This window comes from Paenibacillus sp. S02 (genome assembly GCF_019454065.1).
Lineage (GTDB): Bacteria > Bacillota > Bacilli > Paenibacillales > Paenibacillaceae > Paenibacillus > Paenibacillus polymyxa_B.
On sequence record NZ_CP073682.1, the window covers coordinates 2,226,007 to 2,245,669 of the forward strand.

22 protein-coding genes are annotated in these 19,663 nt (G+C 46.2%); 21 read left to right on the forward strand and 1 reads right to left on the reverse strand.

Annotation, left to right across the window (positions count from 1 at the left end):
- The first annotated feature begins 11 nt into the window (after nt 1–11).
- The 17 genes from ftsY to KAI36_RS09980 all read left to right on the forward strand — a co-directional run bounded on the left by ftsY (nt 12) and on the right by KAI36_RS09980 (nt 14,299).
- On the forward strand, nt 12–1,028 hold the full coding sequence (gene ftsY, locus KAI36_RS09900) for a signal recognition particle-docking protein FtsY (protein ID WP_220027635.1): 1,017 nt from the start codon (nt 12–14) through the stop codon (nt 1,026–1,028).
- A gap of 162 nt (nt 1,029–1,190) precedes the next feature.
- A complete protein-coding gene (gene trhA, locus KAI36_RS09905; protein WP_025721713.1) occupies nt 1,191–1,841 on the forward strand; it encodes a PAQR family membrane homeostasis protein TrhA in 651 nt (216 codons plus the stop codon).
- Between the two features lie 166 nt (nt 1,842–2,007).
- Nucleotides 2,008–2,376, forward strand: a complete 369-nt coding sequence (locus KAI36_RS09910; protein ID WP_069291713.1) for a putative DNA-binding protein — start codon at nt 2,008–2,010, stop codon at nt 2,374–2,376.
- Between the two features lie 52 nt (nt 2,377–2,428).
- Nucleotides 2,429–3,805, forward strand: a complete 1,377-nt coding sequence (gene ffh / locus KAI36_RS09915; protein WP_013309861.1) for a signal recognition particle protein — start codon at nt 2,429–2,431, stop codon at nt 3,803–3,805.
- 67 nt (nt 3,806–3,872) lie between these two features.
- Nucleotides 3,873–4,145 (forward strand): 30S ribosomal protein S16, encoded by a 273-nt coding sequence (gene rpsP / locus KAI36_RS09920; protein ID WP_013309862.1) that lies wholly within the window; start codon nt 3,873–3,875, stop codon nt 4,143–4,145.
- Nucleotides 4,146–4,168: 23 nt separating this feature from the next.
- On the forward strand, nt 4,169–4,399 hold the full coding sequence (locus tag KAI36_RS09925; protein ID WP_013309863.1) for a KH domain-containing protein: 231 nt from the start codon (nt 4,169–4,171) through the stop codon (nt 4,397–4,399).
- A 97-nt stretch (nt 4,400–4,496) separates the two neighbouring features.
- Complete coding sequence (rimM, locus tag KAI36_RS09930) at nt 4,497–5,012, forward strand: ribosome maturation factor RimM (RefSeq protein WP_013309864.1); 516 nt, start codon at nt 4,497–4,499, stop codon at nt 5,010–5,012.
- Entirely contained in the window at nt 5,012–5,830 is an 819-nt protein-coding gene (gene trmD / locus KAI36_RS09935) for a tRNA (guanosine(37)-N1)-methyltransferase TrmD (protein ID WP_220027636.1), read from the forward strand. The genes rimM and trmD overlap by 1 nt, the downstream gene beginning before the upstream one ends.
- 224 nt (nt 5,831–6,054) lie before the next feature.
- Nucleotides 6,055–6,399 (forward strand): 50S ribosomal protein L19, encoded by a 345-nt coding sequence (gene rplS, locus KAI36_RS09940; protein WP_010346403.1) that lies wholly within the window; start codon nt 6,055–6,057, stop codon nt 6,397–6,399.
- A gap of 101 nt (nt 6,400–6,500) precedes the next feature.
- The gene (lepB, locus tag KAI36_RS09945; RefSeq protein ID WP_013309866.1) at nt 6,501–7,127 is read left to right on the forward strand and encodes a signal peptidase I; all 627 of its coding nucleotides are present in this window, start codon (nt 6,501–6,503) and stop codon (nt 7,125–7,127) included.
- A gap of 86 nt (nt 7,128–7,213) precedes the next feature.
- Entirely contained in the window at nt 7,214–8,074 is an 861-nt protein-coding gene (gene ylqF, locus KAI36_RS09950; protein WP_220027637.1) for a ribosome biogenesis GTPase YlqF, read from the forward strand.
- Between the two features lie 210 nt (nt 8,075–8,284).
- Nucleotides 8,285–8,932 carry a ribonuclease HII gene (locus KAI36_RS09955; protein ID WP_209941739.1) on the forward strand — a complete coding sequence of 216 codons (648 nt, stop codon included), beginning with the start codon at nt 8,285–8,287 and terminating at the stop codon, nt 8,930–8,932.
- Nucleotides 8,933–9,021: 89 nt separating this feature from the next.
- The gene (locus KAI36_RS09960) at nt 9,022–11,130 is read left to right on the forward strand and encodes a DNA ligase (protein WP_220027638.1); all 2,109 of its coding nucleotides are present in this window, start codon (nt 9,022–9,024) and stop codon (nt 11,128–11,130) included.
- Nucleotides 11,127–11,426 carry an EscU/YscU/HrcU family type III secretion system export apparatus switch protein gene (locus KAI36_RS09965; RefSeq protein WP_023988176.1) on the forward strand — a complete coding sequence of 100 codons (300 nt, stop codon included), beginning with the start codon at nt 11,127–11,129 and terminating at the stop codon, nt 11,424–11,426. The genes KAI36_RS09960 and KAI36_RS09965 overlap by 4 nt, the downstream gene beginning before the upstream one ends.
- Entirely contained in the window at nt 11,426–11,809 is a 384-nt protein-coding gene (locus tag KAI36_RS09970; protein WP_025723285.1) for a YraN family protein, read from the forward strand. Before KAI36_RS09965 ends, KAI36_RS09970 begins: the two co-directional genes overlap by 1 nt.
- A gap of 155 nt (nt 11,810–11,964) precedes the next feature.
- Entirely contained in the window at nt 11,965–12,516 is a 552-nt protein-coding gene (locus KAI36_RS09975) for a nitroreductase family protein (protein WP_025723284.1), read from the forward strand.
- A 163-nt stretch (nt 12,517–12,679) separates the two neighbouring features.
- The gene (locus KAI36_RS09980) at nt 12,680–14,299 is read left to right on the forward strand and encodes a YifB family Mg chelatase-like AAA ATPase (protein WP_220027639.1); all 1,620 of its coding nucleotides are present in this window, start codon (nt 12,680–12,682) and stop codon (nt 14,297–14,299) included.
- 374 nt (nt 14,300–14,673) lie between these two features.
- Here the strand turns inward: KAI36_RS09980 and KAI36_RS09985 are convergent, their stop codons facing one another.
- Nucleotides 14,674–15,102 carry an organic hydroperoxide resistance protein gene (locus KAI36_RS09985; RefSeq protein ID WP_025723282.1) on the reverse strand — a complete coding sequence of 143 codons (429 nt, stop codon included), beginning with the start codon at nt 15,100–15,102 and terminating at the stop codon, nt 14,674–14,676.
- A gap of 147 nt (nt 15,103–15,249) precedes the next feature.
- Here KAI36_RS09985 and KAI36_RS09990 point away from each other — a divergent pair, with 147 nt between their 5' ends.
- The 4 genes from KAI36_RS09990 (at nt 15,250) to dprA (ending at nt 19,545) form a co-directional block, all read left to right on the forward strand.
- On the forward strand, nt 15,250–15,720 hold the full coding sequence (locus KAI36_RS09990; protein ID WP_023988180.1) for a MarR family winged helix-turn-helix transcriptional regulator: 471 nt from the start codon (nt 15,250–15,252) through the stop codon (nt 15,718–15,720).
- A gap of 339 nt (nt 15,721–16,059) precedes the next feature.
- Nucleotides 16,060–17,220 (forward strand): ADP-forming succinate--CoA ligase subunit beta, encoded by a 1,161-nt coding sequence (gene sucC / locus KAI36_RS09995; RefSeq protein ID WP_053325253.1) that lies wholly within the window; start codon nt 16,060–16,062, stop codon nt 17,218–17,220.
- Between the two features lie 49 nt (nt 17,221–17,269).
- Entirely contained in the window at nt 17,270–18,199 is a 930-nt protein-coding gene (gene sucD, locus KAI36_RS10000; protein WP_071640471.1) for a succinate--CoA ligase subunit alpha, read from the forward strand.
- Nucleotides 18,200–18,426: 227 nt separating this feature from the next.
- Complete coding sequence (gene dprA / locus KAI36_RS10005; RefSeq protein ID WP_220027640.1) at nt 18,427–19,545, forward strand: DNA-processing protein DprA; 1,119 nt, start codon at nt 18,427–18,429, stop codon at nt 19,543–19,545.
- The last annotated feature ends 118 nt before the right edge of the window (nt 19,546–19,663 follow it).

The following is a 19,663-nucleotide window of genomic DNA, read 5'->3' on the forward strand; positions in this document are numbered from 1 at the left end:
GGAGGGAATCCATGAGTTTCTTTAGGAAATTGAAGGAAAGCATTGCAAACAAAACTGAATCTGTCACAAAACAGTTCAAAGATGGTTTGGAAAAAACACGTAAAGGTTTTGTTGAAAAAGTAACGGACTTGATGATTCGCCGTAAAAAGATTGATGAGGAATTTTATGAGGAACTGGAAGAAATTCTGATCGGAGCAGACGTAGGCGTCAACACGGTTATGAACCTCATTGAAGACCTGCGAGTAGAAGTGAAAAAGCGCAAAATCGAGGACGCATCCGAGTTACAGCCTGTATTGTCGGAAAAGCTGTCCGAGTTGCTGCGGGGTAATGACAATAGTCAGCTCAAAATGAGTCCTGACGGGATTACAGTCATCTTATTCGTGGGAGTCAATGGCGTCGGCAAAACGACAACCATTGGCAAGTTAGCTCATCGTTTTAAACAAGAGGGCAAAAAAGTATTGTTGGCTGCTGGGGATACGTTCCGGGCGGGTGCGATTGAACAGTTGGAGGTATGGGGCGAACGGGCAGGTGTAGAGGTTATTAAGCAGCAATCCGGTTCCGATCCGGCTGCGGTTATGTTTGATGCCGTACAGGCTGCCAAGCAGCGTCAAGTGGATGTTTTGTTGTGTGATACCGCAGGACGTCTTCAGAATAAAAGCAATCTAATGGAGGAACTGAACAAAATTTTCCGTGTGATTCAACGCGAAATTCCAGATGCTCCTCATGAAGTGTTGTTGGTACTTGATGCGACGACTGGACAAAATGCACTTAACCAAGCCAAGCTGTTTGGTGAGAAAAGCGGTGTAACCGGACTGGTACTAACGAAGTTGGATGGTACAGCGAAGGGCGGGATTGTTGTGGCCATCCGTCAGGAGCTGAATTTGCCTGTTAAGCTGGTGGGCTTAGGTGAAAAAGTGAATGATCTTCAACCGTTTGATTCCGAGCAATTCGTTCATGCGTTGTTTGCGGGGTTGATTCAGGAAGAGACGGTCGAAGCAACTGCTACAGGCGAAGAAGAACAGAACTGATACGTTTAAAGTAGGCCTTCATGCCACGTTTGGGACTAAGTAGTCATCCTGTTGCTGCTCAAGCTCGCCCAGATGTATAATGAAAGCAAGAGGTCTGTCGATGCCGTATATGTAATGTATCTTGTATGTAAAATATAAATAAGGAAGCCGGGTGAAAAACCGATGGCAAACACCTATACCTACTCCCGACGGGAAGAAGTAGCCAACGCCATTACACATGGAATTGGAGCCGTTTTAAGCGTGGCAGCGCTTGTGTTACTCATTGTTTTTGCTAGCATGAAAGGAACCACTTGGCATGTCGTCAGCTTTACGATTTACGGGATTACGATGCTGCTGTTGTACACCAATTCAACGTTGCTTCATAGCCTGCGTGAAGGGAAAATGAAGGATTTGTTCGAAATATTCGATCATTCTTGCATTTACCTGTTCATTGCAGGTAGCTATACCCCGTTTATGCTCGTTGCACTGCGAGGTACTCTGGGATGGACATTGTTTGGTGTGATTTGGGGGATTGCACTGTTTGGTGTGTTGTTCAAGGCGTTCTTCACCAAGCGCTTCCTGTTTATGTCTACCGTGTTTTACATTGTGATGGGCTGGCTCATCACCATTGCCTGGAATCCTCTGGTTGCGACTGTTCCCGCCGGAGGGATGACGTTATTGTTTGTAGGTGGTCTTATGTATACGTTGGGCACGATTTTCTATGTGTGGCGGGCATTTCCATATCACCATGCGATCTGGCATCTGTTTGTTTTGGCAGGCAGCATACTTCATTTTCTGGCTGTTCTGCTGTATCTCACTCCGGTAAGGGTTTAAGTAACAGTGGGCAAAAAGCCGATCCGTACTTCCGTTTAAGGGTAGTGGATCGGCTTTTTTTTGTATGACAAGGGATAACGCTTGACATCTTCTTTTCTTTTATGTATCATAAGGAACGTTGAAAAGAACTGTAAAGTGTTTTTCCTTGACGATGGAGGTATACAAGATGAGTCAGGAGAATCGGCTGGAAAAGACAAACCGGATTAACCGACTGTTTGACTTCTATGAACCTCTGCTTACAGAGAAGCAACAGATGTTTTTAAAATATTACTTTCATGATGATTTTTCTTTAGGGGAAATTGCATCGGAATTTCAAATTAGCCGTCAGGCAGTATATGAACATATTAAACGTGCTGAACAGGTATTGGAAATGTACGAGGAAAAGCTTGGTTTGCTAAGTAAGTATGAGCGTAGAATCCAAGATCTCGAAGAATTAAATAAGACGTTGTATGAGGCATTCGGTAAAATCGGTGAGTCCGATGAAGGCATTCTGCAACATGTCCATCAAATTGTAAATCGCCTGCAGGAATTGTAGGACATATAGATATAAGAACAAACAACCCTGGTAGACAAGGAGGTGCGAAAGTATGGCATTTGAAGGATTGTCGACTCGCTTGCAAAATGTATTCAGTAAACTGCGCGGCAAAGGAAAAGTGTCTGAGGATGATGTAGCTCAGGCGATGCGTGAAGTACGATTAGCTTTGCTTGAGGCGGACGTTAACTTCAAGGTTGTAAAGGACTTTATTGCCAAGGTAAAGGAGAAATCCGTTGGTAAGGAAGTGATGGACAGCTTTACGCCAGGCATGGTCATCATCGACATCGTGAACAAGGAACTGACCGAGTTAATGGGTGGCAGTCAGGCCAAGCTTGCCAAAGCAAACAAACCGCCTACGGTCATTATGATGGTGGGTCTCCAGGGCGCAGGTAAGACGACGACGTCTGGTAAACTGGCGAAATTGTTGCAAAAGCAAAATCATCGTCCATTGCTTGTAGCTGGTGATATTTATAGACCAGCCGCGATCAAGCAGCTTCAGGTCCTTGGTGAGCAGATTAATACTCCTGTATTTACTCTGGGAGATCAGACAAGCCCGGTAGAAATTGCAAAACAGGGTTTGCAGCATGCTAAGGATAATGGTAATGACTACGTTATTATAGATACTGCGGGTCGTCTTCATGTTGATGAAGAGCTCATGGAAGAGTTGCGCCAGATTCATACCAACGTCAAGCCGGATGAAGTTCTACTGGTTGTAGATAGCATGACGGGGCAGGACGCGGTTAACGTTGCAGAGCACTTTAATAGTAGCCTCGAGCTAACGGGAGTTGTACTGACGAAGCTGGATGGTGACACTCGTGGTGGTGCAGCTTTATCGGTTAAGGCTGTGACGGGATGTCCGATCAAGTTTGCTACATTGGGTGAAAAGCTGGATGCGATGGAGCCGTTTCATCCTGAACGGATGGCTTCACGGATTTTAGGTATGGGTGACATGTTGTCCCTGATTGAAAAAGCGCAGTCCAATATCGACGCCGATAAGGCGAAGGAAATGGAACGGAAAATGCGTAATGCCGAGTTTACTTTTGAAGATTTTCTGGAGCAAATGGATCAAGTTAAGAAGCTTGGCCCAATCGACCAGATTCTTGATATGATTCCCGGTATGGGCAACATGAAGCAAATGAAAGATATCAAAGTGGATGACAAACAGATGGGCCGGATTGAGGCTATCGTTCATTCTATGACCACACAGGAAAAGCAAAACCCAGACATGATTAATCATAGCCGACGCAAACGTATTTCTGTAGGCAGTGGAACATCACTGGCTGAGGTAAATCGTCTGATAAAGCAATTTGACGAAATGCGTCGCATGATGAAGCAGTTTTCAGATATGATGGGACCTAAGGGTGGCAAAAACAAGGCTATGAAGCAGTTGAAGAGTATGGGTAAAGGTATGAAGTTTCCTTTCCGCTAAGGCCATTAGGCCCTTGGAATTATGGGATAACAATATACAGTCTACTTTTTGAAGGAGGTGAATTTTCGTGGCAGTTCGTATTCGTCTGAAACGTATGGGTGCACATAAAGCTCCTTTCTATCGCGTCGTGGTATCTGATTCTCGTTCCCCGCGTGACGGTCGTTTTATCGAAGAAATCGGTTACTACAACCCAATCACAGTACCAGCGGTTGTAAAAATTGATGAAGATAAAGCGCTGAAATGGTTGCAAGATGGTGCACAAGCATCCGACACAGTCCGTAACTTGCTTAGCAAAGCGGGCGTAATGAAAAAGTTTCATGAGTCTAAACTACAGAAATAAGGTGCTGATACGGAGGGTCAACCATGGAAGAATTAGTGATAATCATTGCTAAGGCTTTAGTCGATCATCCGGAAGATGTAACCGTGAAGACCTTGGAGAAGGATCGGCTTGTTGTATATGAGCTTAGTGTGCATCCTGAGGATGTAGGCAAAATCATTGGTAAGCAGGGTCGTATCGCCAAGGCGCTTCGCACTGTGGTTGCATCAGCAGCCGTTAAGATGGATAAACGGGTTACCGTAGACATCATATCTTAAAGATATACGAAAGTGGGTTAGGATGTATGTCCTAACCCTTTTTCGTACATGATGAAGATGATATGGAGCGGGACCGATTACAAGCAGGAGGAACACGATGCAACAATTGTTTAATGTCGGAAAAATTGTGAACACCCATGGAATCCGTGGGGAGCTTAAGATATTAACGACGACAGATTTCCCAGAAGATCGTTTTGCTAAAGGTAGTGAGCTTTTGATTGTTCCGGCGGAAGGTAAAGCGCCGATCCCCGTAACTGTTGAAACAGCGCGTTTTCAAAAAAATATGGTTGTCGCTAAATTTAAGGAGTATCACAATATTAATGAAGTTGAAAAATATAAAGGTACATTGTTGAAGGTATCTGCTGAGCGGTTAGGCGAATTGGAAGAAAATGAATTCTATTTTCATGAAGTAGTCGGCATGGAAGTGGTGACCGAAGACGGAAATGAGCTCGGCGTGGTCAAAGAAATTTTGACTCCGGGAGCCAATGATGTATGGGTAGTCAAAATGCCTAAAGGCAAGGAACTGCTATTGCCGTATATAGAGGATGTTATTTTGGATGTAAACGTGCGTGAAAAACGGGTTACGGTACGCTTAATGGAAGGTCTGCTGTAATGAGGGTGGATGTGCTGACCCTGTTTCCAGAGATGTTTGATGGAGTATTTAATGCAAGCATTCTGGGAAAAGCAAGGGATAAGGGAATTGTATCACTGCAAGCGGTTAATTTTCGTCAGTATGCCGGCAACAAGCATGGACAAGTGGATGATACGCCCTATGGCGGTGGGGGCGGCATGGTTTTGAAGCCTGACCCTATTTTTGCTGCCGTGGAAGCGCTGTTGGATAAATCAGAGCAACCAACATTAGAGACAGCCGATGAAGTTATCCAACATGTAGGGGTAGAAAGTAACACAGACATAAAATCTCCGCGTATCATTTTGATGTGTCCACAAGGCGAGACTTTTACGCAAAAGAAAGCGGAAGAGCTGGCTAAAGAGGACCATCTTATTTTTATATGTGGGCATTATGAGGGTTATGATGAGCGTATTCGAGAGCATTTGGTGACGGATGAGCTTTCTATCGGAGATTATGTATTGACTGGTGGTGAGCTTCCAGCCATGGCCGTCATTGACAGTGTGACACGGTTGCTACCAGGAGTGCTGGGGAACGAAACGAGTGCGGTAACGGACTCGTTTAGTACGGGGCTGCTGGAGTACCCCCATTATACCCGGCCTGCGGAGTTTCGGGGCTGGAAAGTACCCGATGTACTCCTGTCAGGGCATCACGTCAATATTGATTCTTGGAGACGACAAGAGGCGTTACGTCGCACGATGGAACGCCGACCAGACCTGTTGGAACAGGTTGAACTGACAGGCAAGGAGCGCGTGTGGATTGAGAAGCAGCGCAAATCTGACTGTTTGGGGGATAAGCAATAAAGCGCCTTAGACATGAGTGGATTTGAAAGCAGGCGGTGACCTGTTTTATAATGGAGTCAATTAAATAATGTTTGGTCAAATCCCTTTTTGTTGTTGCAATGCGGTATCCTCCATGATACAATACATCTGTTGTGTGTAATACGGTGGTCCTCTGTGGATGATGAAGGAAACGGTTGTGTTTCCAGAAGAAGCATGAACACCTGTACGGAAGGAGGGAGTCATAGATGAATATCGTCCAAGCGATCACTGAAGAACAACTGCGTAAAGATTTGCCTAACTTTCGTCCTGGTGACACTTTGAAAGTGCACGTGAAAGTTATTGAGGGAACTCGTGAGCGTATCCAGTTGTTTGAAGGTGTTGTAATTAAACGCCGTGGTGGTGGAATCAGTGAGACTTTTACAGTTCGTAAAATTTCTTACGGTGTAGGTGTGGAAAGAACTTTCCCGCTTCATTCCCCGAAAATCGATAAAATCGACGTGGCTCGCCGTGGTAAAGTGCGTCGTGCGAAGCTTTATTATCTTCGTGAACTGCGCGGTAAAGCAGCGAGAATTAAAGAAATTCGTCGTTAATACAACGAATAACGAAAGGGGCTTGGTTACAAGCTCCTTTCGTTTTTTCTACGTACATAGGGAACTGTGGATTATTGACCGTAAAGAGAGGACAGTGAGCTATGGAGCAAGAAGTAGGACAAGGAGCTGTACAGCAGCCAACTGATCAGGATGGTACGCCCAAGCGTAAACCAAAAAATGAGATTTTTGAGTGGCTCAAGGCCATCATTATTGCGTTAGTGCTTGTCTTTTTAATCCGCTGGCTTCTCTTTAAGCCGTTTATTGTGGATGGCCCGTCGATGCAGCCTAACTTTCATACCGGAGAACGCGTCATTGTAAATGAGATTTTGTATGATTTTCGTGCCCCTAAACCAGGCGAAGTGATCGTGTTTCATGTGCCGGAGGAAGGAAGAGACTTTATCAAACGCGTCATTGCCGTTGAAGGAGATACGGTCAAGGTAGAAGGTGACACGATTACAGTAAATGGTAAGCCGATTCAGGAAGCTTATTTGAAAGCTCCTTTAGAAGAAGCGCATCAGAATGGCGAGCTTTACAACAAGTTTACAAATTTTCCAAATGAGAAGTTTAAGGATGGAAAAGTTCCGGCAGGGCATATTTTTGTAATGGGAGATAACCGTTCCAATAGTACAGACAGTCGGATGATTGGATATATTGATTTGAAGGAAGTCGTAGGTCGGGCTGACGTTATTTTCTGGCCGGCGAAAGATATGCAGTGGATTAACCACTAGAATAACTAATAAGCAGCATAGCTGCCGTAATCCTAACTAAGAGCTTAAGGGTAAAAGTAGGAGTTACGATCAATGGGGTGATGACGGTGACGATTCAATGGTTTCCTGGTCATATGACCAGAGCGCGCCGCCAAATTGAAGCAAAATTAAAGTTAATTGATTTGGTCATTGAGCTGATTGATGCTCGATTGCCGCTCTCCAGCCGAAATCCAATGATTGATGATATTTTGCAAGGTAAGCCGCGGATGATTATTTTGAATAAAGCAGATTTGGCGGACCCGGTAGTATCACAGCAATGGATTGCCTATTTTAAGGAGCAGGGGCATGTGGCCCTTCCGGTGGATGCCACAACTGGGACGGGACTAAAAGAAATTCCGATTCAGGCTAAGCTGCTGCTTAAGGAAAAGATAGATCGGCAGATTAGGAAGGGAATGAACCCGCGTCCTATGCGTGGGTTGATTGTTGGTATTCCGAATGTCGGTAAATCGACACTGATCAACCGAATGGCGGGACGTAATATTGCAGCTACGGGTGACCGTCCAGGGGTAACGAAGGCACAGCAGTGGATCAAGATCGGAGAAATTGAATTGCTGGATACACCAGGTATTCTATGGCCTAAATTTGAGGATCAGAATGTAGGCTATCGTCTGGCAGTTACAGGTGCGATCAAGGAAGAAATTCTGAATGTCGAGGATATTGCCTTTTTTGCGACTAAATATTTGGTTCAGTACTATTGGGATGCAATGGCAGAGCGCTTTGAGCTCACCGAACGTCCTGAAGATACAGAAAATCCTGATGAAATTGTCAACGTTATGGAAGCGATCGGACGTAAACGTGGCTGTATTGTTAGCGGCGGACGTGTAGATCTCGAAAAGGCGTCAAAAATCATTTTGCGTGAGCTGCGTGCAGGGAAGCTGGGACGATTCAGTTTGGAAGCTCCTTACTGATTTTACTGGTACACCGATGCAGAACATAGCATTTTGTGGCAAGGAAGAACCTTCCCCATCTCTCCGGAGAGGAGGAAGGTTTTTTTTGGTATTTGAAGGTAGTTAGAAAAGGGTTTTGGACGGTGAAGGTCTGTGGTAAGCTGAATTCAATCGCTAGAGCTACGGCATGAATGACGCGTTAAACTACATATAGATGGGCAGGTATTGAATATGGAAAATAAAGAGATTGTAGTGAAGGACATGCTACATTATGAAAAAAAATGCTGGGAGCAGTCTTGTGAGCGGATTGCAGGTATTGACGAGGTAGGTCGTGGATGCCTGTTTGGTGATGTTGTGGCCGCAGCAGTCATTTTACCAGTGGGTGAGTTACTGGAAGGTGTGGATGATTCCAAAAAATTGACGGACAAGAAGAGAGAAGCTTACTACGAGCTGATTATGGAGAAGGCTATTGCTGTAGGAGTTGGCTATGTAGACGCGCACACGATTGATGATATCAATATTAAGCAGGCAGCTCGTTTGGCTATGAAGCAGGCTATTGAGGCTTTACATGTATCTCCTGATTATTTACTGGTGGATGCAGAAAAGGTAGATGTGCCTATTCCTCAGCTCTCTATTATTAAAGGAGATGCGAACAGTCAGTCCATTGCGGCGGCCTCTATCATCGCCAAAGTAACCCGTGATCGGCTGTGTAAAGGTGAATGGGATGCGAAGTATCCGGAATATGGGATCGGTATACATAAAGGTTACGCTACCAAGTTGCACAGGGAACAAATTTTGGCGCTAGGACCTACAAAGATGCATAGACGCAGCTTTCTGGGCAATTTGTTGACGGAGCAACCGACGCTGTTTGATCTGTAGTTACTTATTATGAATCGGGACAATGCCGATATAAAGTATAACTAATACCATAAGCCCCTTTGAATGGGGAGAGTGAGAGGAGGGGCGATATGAACATCGGATCTGTATTTCGTGGATTACTTGGAGATGTGAAGGCTGGAGAGGCTAAAAAACTTGATATGCAGCCAGGTCAGGTCGTACGAGGAGTCGTGCTAAAGGTGTCTGAGGACGGCGGTGAGGCTGTGCTGCAAATACAAGGTTCTCAGGTCAGGGCAAAGCTGGAGACCCCTCTTCAACCTGGACAGACTACAACGTTTCAGGTTCAACCGGCTTCCCCCAGCGGAATGACGGTGCTTAAGCCTCTGAACGATGTGGCCAATACACCACAGCAAACCGTAGCGCTGACAGATGTATTGGAATCGGTGGGACTGCCGGATACAGCTCAGAACAGGGAGCTTATACAGGCAATGCAAAAGAATGGTGTGCCGTTGACGTCGGAAAATGCGGCTTCTTTGCGAGAAGCTATGGCGAAGCAAAGCGGCAATGTACAATTGGGAACGTTTGTGCAGGCGGCGGCAGTTGCCTTTCAGCGGGGACTTCCATTGACGGCAGAAAGCATAAACGGATTGCGTCAAGCGATGTTTGGGCCTCCTTTAAATGATCTGTTGTCTTCGCTGGAGCAAGAGCTTGAAATGGTATTAAAACAGCAAGCACAGGTAATATCCACTGACCGTTCAGTGGGGGAATCGACAGCTATAAAGAACGCTGACCGAATGTCTGCTAGTCCAACAGGTGCTTCTTCTGTGGTGGTAGATGGACAGGAAGGCCAAGCTCCTCTATTGTCTAAGGATGCTTCTACCGCTGCAAAGCAGGCAGAAGCTGGACAAACCACAGGCGGCAAGGAATTGTTAAAAGGGACTCAAGCAGCCAACCTTGCTGCTGCAGTGAGTGAAGCGAGTGCTTTGGCAACAGATTCAGATACTGCGACGGGGGCTACATCTGCAGCCAAAGGGACTGCTTCAGGAGAATCGGAGGCAGCCAATGGACGCGGAGTGACAGTGGCATCGGAAGCTGGCGTAAATGCGCCAGAATCGAGTGCTGATGCATTAAATGGTCCCCGCACCAGAGTGGAGCAGTCACAGTCACAGCAAGCTACTGCGGCAAGCACACAGGATGCGGATGGCGCTCCAGCGGCTGCCACGGCAGAGCCTGCAGGGGCAAAGCCCACCTTAACCGCAGCCACGGCTGACCGTCTCTCCACACAGCAGGCTGGTGCCCCTGTGCCGCAATCCACAGCAGGCAACACTGCTGCGCCAGAGGTGCCGCTCCAGCGGCTGCGCACGTTGCTGCAAGAGCTACGCGCGGCGGTGCCGCCCGCACTGAGCACCGCTACGCCAGAGCCGCCCGCAGCGGAAGTGGCGCAGCGGGCGGCTGGCGCCTCGCGGGCCGCAGACGCCACTGCATCGCAGCCTGCAGCGTCCAGCCCGCAGCTCACCCCCACGGAAGACCCGTGGGTGGGCCGCGTACTGAAGCTGCTCGGTGCAGAGCACGAGCAGCAAGTGCACCGCGCGACTACACAGGTCGCGCAAGGGGCGGCGGCACGTATGGAGCCGCCAGAGGGAATGCCCCAGACGCTGCCGGGATTAGCGGCTGCGTCTGGGGACACGGTGTCAGCAGACGCAGACACCGTAAAAGGGGCGCTGCTCCAGCTGATGAGCAGTGACGATCTGCCGCCCGCTTTGAAAGAGGCGGCCCAACAGGTTGTACAGCACCTGACAGGTCAGCAGTTGCTGCTCAACACAGACCGAACGGCGCCTTTTGCGCAAGTACACATGTTTATTCCGTTCGTTGGACCGGACGGTCGTGAAACAGCTACGATCCAGATTCAGTCACGCCGCGGCAAACGAGGAGAGCTGGACGCCTCCAACTGTCGTCTTTGGTTTGATTTGGACATGAAGGGGCTTGGACCGACCCTGGTAGATGTCCAGGTTGTAGATCGGATTGTAAGTGTCAAGCTTCATAATGATCATGAATGGGCGGCTTCGTTGTTAACCAGTGGGCGTGAATCCATTCACACAGCGTTGGAGTCACTAGGATACCAGCTTCTATCGCTTCGTACCGAGCCCATGCCCATAAGGACTGAACAGAACAGCCTCGCCTCTTCTGAAGTACAAAGCTATGTGCCTCAGCCGTATAAAGGAGTCGATCTTAAAATATGAAAGAGCCGTTGGAACCTCCTTCTCCTTCCATAAAGAAGGCGGTCGCCCTTAAATATACGCCTGGTGAGAGCGAAGCACCGATTGTCGTTGCCAAAGGGAGCGGCCGTATTGCGGATAGCATTTTAGAAAAAGCTAAAGAACATGGTGTTCCAGTACAGGAGGATGCTGCGCTGGTAGAAGTACTATCCAAACTTGATTTGGACGAACAAATCCCTGCTGAGCTCTATCAGCTGGTAGCAGAGGTGCTTACCTATATATATCAAATGGATCGGCTTGCATCAAGGGATGACTGGTGATGCGTAATGAGATGAAGGCTGGAAGCAAGGACCAACGGAAAGCCAAAGGAGCGATGGGCGAAGAGGCAGCAGCTTTGTTTTTAGAAAACTTGGGTTACCGAATCATAGAGCGTAATTGGCGATGCCGCAGTGGTGAAATAGATCTGATTGCCAAGCAGGAGCATATACTCGTGTTTATTGAGGTACGTAGTCGAAGTAGCTCCAAATATGGAACGCCAGCAGAATCAGTTACTGCGCGTAAAATAGCCCAAGTTCGCCAAACAGCCGCTGTATATTTGCATATGAACGGGATTGGAGAAGCTCCAATCCGCTTTGACATGATTTCTGCACAATTAACTGACGAAAAGGCAGTTGTTACAGACCATTTAATAGGCGCATTTTAAAAGAGTAAGAGCTTTTTCGAAGGTAAGAGTGCGGGACTGAATTCATATGTACAGGTTGACAGGAAGGAAAGCTACAGGTATATTTTATTGAGAATAGTTATCATTTTCATCTGAAAATGAATATCGAGAAGTTGTACCTGTGAAGGAGGATTTACGTGACAAAGCATACCTTTAGTGAACATGTCATAGATGTAATTCAGGAACGCCGGACGATTAAACGATTTAAATCCGACTCCATTCCGGTAGATACGATCAAAGAGCTGCTGGACGTCGCTGTGTGGGCTCCTAATCATAAAATGCGTGAACCGTGGCGTTTTCTGTTATTTGCTGGTGAAGGACGGAAAAAGCTTGCAAAAGCAATTGCAGCCGACATCGGTAAGGACAACAAGTTTGAGAGCGGCATTTTGCACAACCCGATTCAGCTTTTAGTAGTGCTGGAAGAAGACCCGCGTCAAGCGGTTTGGGATGAGGATTTTGCAGCGGTCAGCGCGCTTGTACAAAACTTTATGCTTGCCGCATGGAGCAAAGGAATCGGAACGTTTTGGGTGACAAAGCCATTTTTGTATTCGCCTAAGTTCCGTGAGCACTTGGGAATTCAACCGGGTGAGAAGGTAATAGGAATGATATATGCAGGCTATCCTGACGTTATCCCGGAATCAAGACCACGTACTCCGGCAGCCGATAAGCTGACCTTGTTTGACAAATAATCTGTCGTCAGATAAACTTAGTCAAGATTTTTGAAAGCATGGTTCGGAGCTAAAATTTCGAACATCACATTTGCAAAGAATGAAAATTTGGAAGCACCTTTTTTCATATATGCAATGATTCCCGAAAGGGAGCATTCCAATATGAGGAGAGGTGCTTTTTGATATGTATGGAAAATTACATGGAGCTTGTCTGTATGGAATAGATGGCGTTCTGATTGAAGTTGAAACTGATTTGTCCAATGGCTTGCCTCAGACAGCGATTATAGGATTGCCGGATTCGGCGATTCGAGAGGCAGTGGAGCGTGTCAGAGCAGCAATTAAAAACTGTGGCTTTAAATATCCCTCCCAGCGTGTCACGATTAATTTAGCTCCTGCTGATTTGCGTAAGGAAGGTTCATCTTTTGACCTTGCTATCGCTTTAGGGTTGCTGACAACCAGTGAACAGGTCGTTTTACCCGTGGGAGAACGGACGCTGTTTATTGGCGAGCTGGCGCTGGATGGCAGTATTCGCCCTGTGAATGGGGTACTGTCCATGGTTGATCTGGCCAAGCGAGAAGGATTCAACTCCGTGCTGCTTCCCCAGGAAAACGCAAGCGAGGCTCGTCTGATTACGGGTATACGTATTTACGCTATACGGCATCTAGCAGATCTTATTCCGATTGAAGATCGTGCACAAGGGACTGTTGATAGGCAAGCGACAAATCAGAGTTGTACTGCCAGTAAACAAGTCATGATCTGTTCCTATGACCATTTACCTCAGGCAGAGCAAATACCGTTGTGTGAGAAAGAAGAGATAACTAGTAACATGGAGGATTACAGCGATGTGCTGGGTCAGCTGCACGCCAAGCGTGCGTTAGTCATCGCTGCAGCCGGAATGCATAATATCCTGCTTATGGGACCGCCGGGGGCTGGGAAAACCATGCTCATCCGCAGGTTGCCATCTATCCTTCCGCCTTTGACTGAAAAGGAGGCGCTTGAAGTCACCAAAGTATACAGCGCTGCCGGGAAGTGGAAGGAGTCATCGCCTCATCTGATGAATATTCGTCCCTTCCGTTCGCCTCATCATACGATCTCTGCTGCTGGTTTGGTGGGTGGGGGAGGTATACCCAAACCAGGAGAAATCAGTCTTGCACACCGGGGGATTTTATTTCTGGATGAGTTGCCTGAGTTTAGCCGTCATGTACTAGAAGTGCTGCGCCAACCATTGGAAGACCACAATGTTACGATCAGTCGTTCACGTGCTGTTTTTAAGTATCCGGCGCATTTTTTACTTGCTGCCTCTTTAAATCCATGTCACTGTGGCTTTTTCGGAAATGATACGGAACATCAGCGCTGTACCTGTTCACCTGCAGCAGTAGCCCGCTACCGTTCACGTATTTCCGGTCCACTGCTGGATCGGATTGATCTTCAGCTTGAAGTATCGCAGCCGAAGGATTGGCGGGAGGAAAAAGAATCATTGTCATCCGCTGAAATGCGAAGGCAGGTACTGGCTGCTCAAGCGATACAAATCCATAGATACAGCAAGCTTCCCTTTTCATGGAATAGTGAGCTGTCCGGTCAGATGCTTCGTAAATACGCCGTATTAGAAAAAAATGCAGCAGAGTTGCTTGACCAGACAATGGACGCACTCGGTTTAAGCATGCGCGCGTATGATCGAATTCTCAAGCTTTCGCGTACCATTGCAGACTTACATGACTCAGAGAAAATTTTGACTTCACATGTGGCTGAAGCTATTCAATACCGCCATATGGATAGAGCAAATGCCAGTTTTCCCAAAAATTAAAAAGGCGATAAAACTTAGTAGTTATAACACGATCATTTTTATGAAAGAGTTTTTCCAAAGGGTATGTACAATAGAAAATGGAAAAAAGGACAAAAAAAGCTCCAGACAATAAAGATCTGGAGAAGAAAAATAAGATTATGACATTAGTGATTATACTATGAGTATATCAGTTTCGTATATACGTTTATGCAGCATCTCCCATGTTACTTGATGGAAAAAAACAAACAGTCTTTAACGAAGGGATAGCTGAAAGGATAACAAGCCCCTCGACAAAAACGGTTGAGGGGTTTGTTGTGAAATTCATTCTAACGAAACTATTGAATCCATGAAGAGAGATGAAGACGTCCCCCTACATGTACTAAATAAAATCTAAGTTACAAAACGTTCAGTTTCACTTCAATATTACCGCGGGTAGCGCGGGAGTATGGACATTGTTCGTGTGCGCCTTCCACCAGTTTTAATGCAGTTTCATGATCTACGCCTTTTACCAGTACATCGAGGTTTACTCCAATTCCGAAGCCGCCGTCTTCCACTTTGCCGAAATGGACCGTAGCTGTTACTTCAGTACCTTCATGCTTAACACGTTGCATGCGAGCAACCATATTTAAAGCACTGTCAAAGCAAGCGGAATAGCCTGCTGCGAACAATTGCTCTGGATTCGTACCTGCACCGCCTGCGCCGCCCATTTCTTTTGGGGTATCAATATCTAAACGAAGTTCAGGGGAAGAAGACTCGATATAACCGTTACGTCCACCAACCGCTTTTACTGTTGTTTCATACATTTTTTGTTGAATGGTCATCATAATCCAATCACTGCCTCTCGTTCAATTTATATTTTACACAATTTAATTTATCAAAATAATTATTGTTTGTAAAGTATTTTGTGCAATTAGCATGTATTTTATTATATAATGTGCTAAAATAATGACGAAAGTAGGTGATCAGACAGCATGGAAAACAATCCTAATGAAGGTACAGCGTTGAAACTTGATAATCAGTTATGCTTTGCCATATATGCATGCTCCAGAGAGATTACGAAGCTATACCAGCCTTATCTGGAAAAGCTCGGTGTGACGTACTCGCAATATTTGGTACTTATCGTGCTCTGGGAGCGTGAAGAATGTACAGTGAAGGAATTGGGGGAGGCACTATATTTGGACTCCGGCACACTAACTCCGCTATTGAAGAGATTGCAGAACGCCGGGCTTATCGATCGAAAGCGTTCCACTCAAGATGAGCGTAAGGTGCTGATTTCTTTGACGACAGAGGGAAGCGCATTACGGGAAAAAGCTCTGTCTGTACCAGGATGCATCCAGGAAAAAACAAGTATGACTCATGATCAATTTGGGTCGCTTCTGCTCCAGTTCAATGATCTGCTTGATCGTGTTCATCAAGCGAATGTACAAATTGAAAAATCATAAGGTATTTCCAGTTGCTCTTGCGAATCTTATGGCATGAGTTGTTCTCAGCTGAAAGAAAAAATACCTAATAATGCTTGAAGAAATAAAGTGCCTCTTAATGCGGATTAGGTAATCCCATGTTGTAGAGGTGCTTTTTTTTGTGTGAATTTGTATTAATGGTAATATCCAATAATATCCAAGTATTCGATTTTTGGAATGATATTGATATCAAAATACTGTAATTCATGAGGTTAAATTATAAGGAAAGCGTTTTAAAAACATGTTACAATGATGTAGGTTTAGTATAGATTTCCTTGTGAACCGCCCTTGTTGCAGTCATGTTGATAGGAGGATTCCAGAATGAATATCCATGAATATCAGGGTAAAGAAGTATTAAAGCAGTACGGAGTGGCTGTACCGAACGGTAAGGTTGCCTATACGGTGGAGGAAGCCGTTGCTGCGGCAGAATCGCTTGGAAGCGCTGTTACGGTGGTAAAAGCACAAATTCATGCTGGTGGACGCGGTAAAGCGGGTGGCGTGAAAGTTGCCAAAGGTTTGGATGAGGTGCGCACATTTGCTTCTGAAATTTTGGGTAAGGTGCTGGTGACGCATCAGACCGGACCTGAAGGTAAAGAGGTCAAACGCCTTTTGGTTGAGGAAGGCTGCGATATTCGTAAAGAATATTACGTCGGCGTTGTCGTAGATCGTGCGACTGGACGTATCGTAATGATGGCCTCAGAAGAAGGCGGTACGGAAATCGAAGAGGTGGCTGCAGCCACTCCGGAGAAGATTTTTAAAGCGGTTGTTGATCCAGCGATTGGACTTCAAGTGTATCAGGCCCGTAAGTTGGCGTATGACATTAATATTCCCAATGAACTGGTAAACAAAGCGGTCAAGTTTATGCTGGCGCTATACGAAGCTTTTGTGGACAAGGATTGTTCGATTGCAGAAATCAATCCCTTAGTCGTTACGGGTGATGGGAATGTACTGGCGTTGGATGCCAAACTGAATTTTGATTCTAATGCGTTGTTCCGTCATAAGGATATTTTGGAATTGCGTGATTTGGATGAAGAGGATGAGAAGGAAATTGAGGCATCTAAATACGATCTAAGCTATATCGCTCTGGACGGAAATATTGGCTGTATGGTCAATGGTGCGGGTTTGGCGATGGCAACCATGGATATTATTAAATATTACGGTGGCGATCCGGCCAACTTCCTGGACGTAGGGGGCGGTGCGACGACGGAAAAGGTAACCGAAGCGTTCAAAATCATTTTGTCCGATCCGAAGGTAGAAGGAATTTTCGTGAACATTTTCGGCGGAATTATGCAGTGTGACATCATTGCGAACGGCGTCGTGGAGGCTGCCAAACAGTTGGGGCTGACTCGTCCGCTTGTTGTCCGTCTTGAAGGGACGAATGTTGAGCTCGGCAAACAGATTTTAGCAGAATCCGGTTTGAATATCGTGGCAGCCGATTCTATGGCGGATGGTGCCCAAAAAATCGTCGAACTTGTTCAATAGCCTGTTTGCATTCCGATATGCCGAATAAACGATAGGGGATGTGAAGATCGTGAGTATTTTGGTCGATAAGCATACAAAGGTGATTACACAGGGGATTACGGGAAAAACGGCGTTGTTTCATGCCAAGGGTGCACTTGATTACGGTACACAGATGGTAGGTGGCACCTCTCCAGGCAAGGGGGGCACCGAGGTAGAAATTACACTGGAGAACGGACAACAGGTCAAATTGCCAGTGTTTAACACAGTGAGCGAAGCCAAGGAAGCTACTGGCGCAACAGCGAGCGTGATTTACGTGCCACCGGCTTTTGCAGCAGATTCCATTTTGGAGGCTGTAGATGCGGATTTAGATCTCGTGATTTGTATCACGGAGGGCATTCCGGTGCTTGATATGATCAGAGTCAAGCGTTTTATGGAAGGTAAAAAGACCGTTCTGATTGGGCCTAACTGTCCAGGTGTTATTACACCAGGAGAATGTAAAATCGGTATTATGCCAGGTTACATTCATCTACCAGGTCATGTAGGCGTTGTGTCACGTAGCGGTACTTTGACCTATGAAGCAGTGCATCAGTTAACGACCCGAGGTATAGGACAATCTTCCGCGGTTGGTATTGGCGGTGACCCCGTTAAAGGTTCAGAATTCATTGACATTTTGCAACGTTTCAATGAGGACCCCAACACTCACGCTGTCATTATGATCGGAGAAATTGGTGGTACAGCCGAGGAAGAGGCTGCCGAGTGGATCAGGGACAATATGACGAAGCCAGTGGTTGGTTTTATCGGCGGTGTGACTGCGCCTCCAGGCAAACGGATGGGGCATGCAGGTGCCATTATTTCTGGCGGAAAAGGAACGGCCAAAGAGAAAATTGCCACGCTTGAAGCCTGCGGAATCAAGGTGGCACCGACTCCTTCCGAAATGGGCTCGACACTGGTAAGTGTGCTGGAAGCACGTGGTATTTTGAATTTGTGTACGACACATTAAATCGTGTTCCTTCATTAATATAGAGGCCATAAAACTGCATCGAAATTTGCCGCAGGCTAGTGTATAATGAAAGAAAGGTAAGCAACCTTTTTATCTTCTGAGACAGGGGATGAAAGGGTTGCTTTTTTTGCGTTAAGACAGGCTTGTCAGGGAAACGCTTGCAAAATGATTCATTGTGCCACAAAATAAGGGAGGGTTCACTCTTCCGTGAATGGGGGAACCATAGTTTGGAAGAAAGATGGCTTTTGTTAGGCTTACATGAGTTAGAGGGAATCGGAAGAAAAACAATTCAGCGTATTTGGTCGAGTGACTATCAATTGCATGAGCTACTGCATTTTAGCGAACAGAAGTGGATCGAGATAGGGTTAAGCCCTGCTCAGGCACGCATTGCTGCTCAGTGTTATGATGAAGAATGGGTGCATGAACGATATCAGCGAGTTCAATCCGGTGATATTGGAACGGTAACTTATGTGGACGAGGATTATCCCCTATTAATGAAGGAAACAGTTGACCCACCTTGGGTAATGTATACAAAAGGGGATAAATCACTTTTGCATACATGTTCTGTAGCCATGGTAGGAACTCGCGTTCCCACCGCTTATGGACGTAGAGCAGCGGAGATACTAACAGAGGGATTATGTAATGCAGGGATTACAATCGTTAGTGGATTGGCGAGAGGGATTGACAGTATTTGTCATGAAACAGCCCTGCGCCGGGGAGGAAACACGATTGGTGTACTGGGAACAGCGATTGATCAAATTTATCCTCCCCAAAATGCGTCTTTATTTGCAGAGATGGCTAGCAAAGGCTTGATCTTATCAGAGTATCCTCCAGGCACGAGGTCGCATCCAGGAATGTTTCCACAACGTAATCGGATTATAGCCGGTCTAACGAAGGGAACACTTGTTGTCGAAGCAGATGCAAGAAGTGGCTCCTTGATTACAGCTGATGCTGCACTGGAGGCAAATCGAGATGTGTTTGCTGTTCCCGGACCCATTACGTCACCGAAGAGTAGAGGTACGCTGAGCTTGATTAAGCAAGGGGCAAAAACGGTCACTGAAGCTTCGGATATTATTGAGGAGTATGAAGCAGATTTGCGTACAAGGGAGGTTTCTTCATACAATAGAGAGCAGAGTCTTAATCTGAAGGAGGTCTCCAAAGTGCCAGAAAGTGAGACTTCTGAGGAAAACCGTGTCATACTGTTGCTTGAACAGGGAACCATGACACTGGATGAACTGCTTGATGCTACGGCATGGGAATTTGGACTTTTACACGCAGTTCTGTTATCGTTAATCATAAAAAAAAGGATCGCCCAGCTAGCGGGCACAAAATACAAGCTTATTTAGTAGTTGTTTTTGCAAAGTCCTTAGTTAGTAAATGCACAAATTCAATTTTAAACATCAGGTGGAGGGCAGTATGGCATTCATACGCGTCGCGGATTCCTACTCCTTCCCCACTTCCTGA